This window comes from Oleiagrimonas soli (genome assembly GCF_000761445.1).
Taxonomy (GTDB): Bacteria; Pseudomonadota; Gammaproteobacteria; order Xanthomonadales; family Rhodanobacteraceae; genus Oleiagrimonas; species Oleiagrimonas soli.
The window spans coordinates 1-2,285 of record NZ_JROI01000021.1; the positions used below are offsets into that span (position 1 = coordinate 1).

Consider the following 2,285-nt stretch of genomic DNA (forward strand, 5'->3'; position numbering starts at 1 on the left):
ATCCGGCCGAATTCTTCGCCGTCGCCAGCGAACACTTCTTCGAAGATCCGGCTAACCTGCGACGTAACTTGCCGGAAGTCTATCGGCAACTCGAACTGTTCTATCAGCAGCACCCATACTAAACGATGCGGATACGGTCATCGCAATCCAGACGAAACATAGAGCCTGACCTCGACGACCTGCCGAACATTCCGGTATTTCAATGCCGGACAGTGAAAAGTGCTGGGCTTCACTCCGCTGCATCACGCGGGACTGCCATCAGAAAACTTGCGCCGGGACACTATATAGCTCCCGTGCCCCGACGCTTGCATCAACACAGGATGCTCGATCTCAATACTCGGCCACCGACACGCGCATTTCGAGCCAACTCACTGCGTAGCCATGGCGTACCCGAGAACACCTTCTCTAGTATAGCCCTCGCAGGTCGAACTGGTACTGACCAGATGATGCGAACCAGTATAACAACGGTATAGAGGAACCAGATTCGAAGCGGCACTGGCACTCCCATACGCATAGCCCACGAGTCCAAGATAAGTCTGGCTTTCGCAATTCGAGGACGGCGAGACAAAATAATCCGTGCTACCGGCAACACAACTGTACAAAGGTGTATTAGCGCCTGATTGCGGGGTCTCATAGAGGTACCCCAGAGTTTTGTCGAGCTTAAAAATGCTGGTATCAACGTAGCCGGTAGTCACCTCATACGTCGAGCCATAGGCATAACGTTCCAGAGCAAGCTTGGACGAATTCGGCGTCCAGATCGACCAGGCGATTTTCCAGTGCGATGTGCCTCCGGACTGCCCGCGTTGCGAAGAGGTCGAGTTCCAGGCCGGCCTCGGCAACGAGGTCGATACATACAACTCAATCTGAGGATAGCCGCCGGCATTTACATTGCCGTAAATGTCATGAAGGAAACTGGCAAGGAAGTTGCTCTCGGCACCAGTGAGACTTGTATCAATCGTGGACACCTGCTCCCACGAGGTCGTTCCAGTAAGTAGTGAACTGTTGGGAATACGGTAGACCACAACCCCAATCTGGCCACGCTCGGTCACACCACCAACCGTAGAAGGTGGCCTCGTCGACGTATCAAATGCCGCGTACCAATAACCTGTTTTGTAGTCGTAACCAGCATCGCCCCACGTGGGCGAGTGATAACTGGACTGCCCCATCGTGCCGACTTCATCCAGACCGTTTTCAGTAATCTCGCCCGTAACTGTAAAGTACACACCATCTGTGGATGTGGCCTTGTAATGATGGGCTCCGTGCTCGTAAAGCAACCAGATACCCGCTTTGCCATCGTGGTTATAAGCGGCAGGCTGTCCCATGCCGTAGGCATTGTTCTGTGCATCCTGCGACGTGTACATGATGACGGGCTGTGGATACTTCACCCATGAAACACCATCATTGGAAAATGCAACACCGATGCTATTGAGAGTTCCCGATGACTGACTCGTGCCGACGTAGTACATCGCATATGTATAGTTGAGGCCGTTACCGAAAGGATTCGTGAAGACGCCTTCGACCACTCTCGGATTGCATGTGAAAGCCGAATCCCAGGCTGCGGGCGTTTCCGCCAGCACCGTCTTGGGTCCTTGCACAATCGTCTGCGTACTGACGTCAATCGCTACGTACTGGATCGTGTCGGTATATTGCGAGGGATTATTCGGATTGATGGCCTGAGCGCACCACCAGAATTTTTGCACGCCGTTGCTCTCGATCACCGATGGCGAATAGTTGTAGACATTCGAAAGGCCAACAACCTGGCCACCGTACGTGGTCTTCCCGAAGGCGACGCCCGTCAAAACAGCAAAAGCGCAAATTGCCCAGAACAAACTCCTGATCGCACTATTCATCCTTGTACTTCTCCTTTGCAACCGTGACTACGCATGTCGAAAGCACACGCCTCATCCATAGTATGAAGTTTTATCACAGCCATAGAAACTGAAGTGATCCCATTTCGACCTTTCCAGCAGAGTATTCGACGGACTCATAGGTACGACGTTGATGAGCGCCGTCACCCTTCCCTGGCTCGATCACACACTGGATGTGATGTTCGAATAGAAGGTTGTACGTTCACCATACCCTGCACAATGGCGCTTATCACACTGGTCAGGGCTATCCATCTGTCTTGCCCTGCTGAGCACAAGCAAGGGCTTCACGCAGATTCTGCTAGGCGTACTTTGACTTGATGTCTACGTCATCGCCAAGGCGCAAAAAGCTCTACATGCTCAACGGCGACGCCAACGGCTTCCCGCCGCTGCACCGTCGCATGGACCGCCGCGTGTGGA

General features: G+C 53.2%; 2 protein-coding genes. One reads left to right on the plus strand and one right to left on the minus strand.

Annotation, left to right across the window (positions count from 1 at the left end):
- Nucleotides 1-122, plus strand: a 122-nt coding sequence (locus LF63_RS15390) for a zinc-dependent peptidase (RefSeq protein ID WP_161782303.1), incomplete at its 5' end; no start/stop codon positions are given.
- A gap of 246 nt (nt 123-368) precedes the next feature.
- Here the strand turns inward: LF63_RS15390 and LF63_RS15630 are convergent.
- Nucleotides 369-1,850, minus strand: coding sequence for a hypothetical protein (locus LF63_RS15630; RefSeq protein WP_152569181.1), 1,482 nt, complete (start codon nt 1,848-1,850; stop codon nt 369-371).
- Nucleotides 1,851-2,285 lie beyond the last annotated feature (435 nt).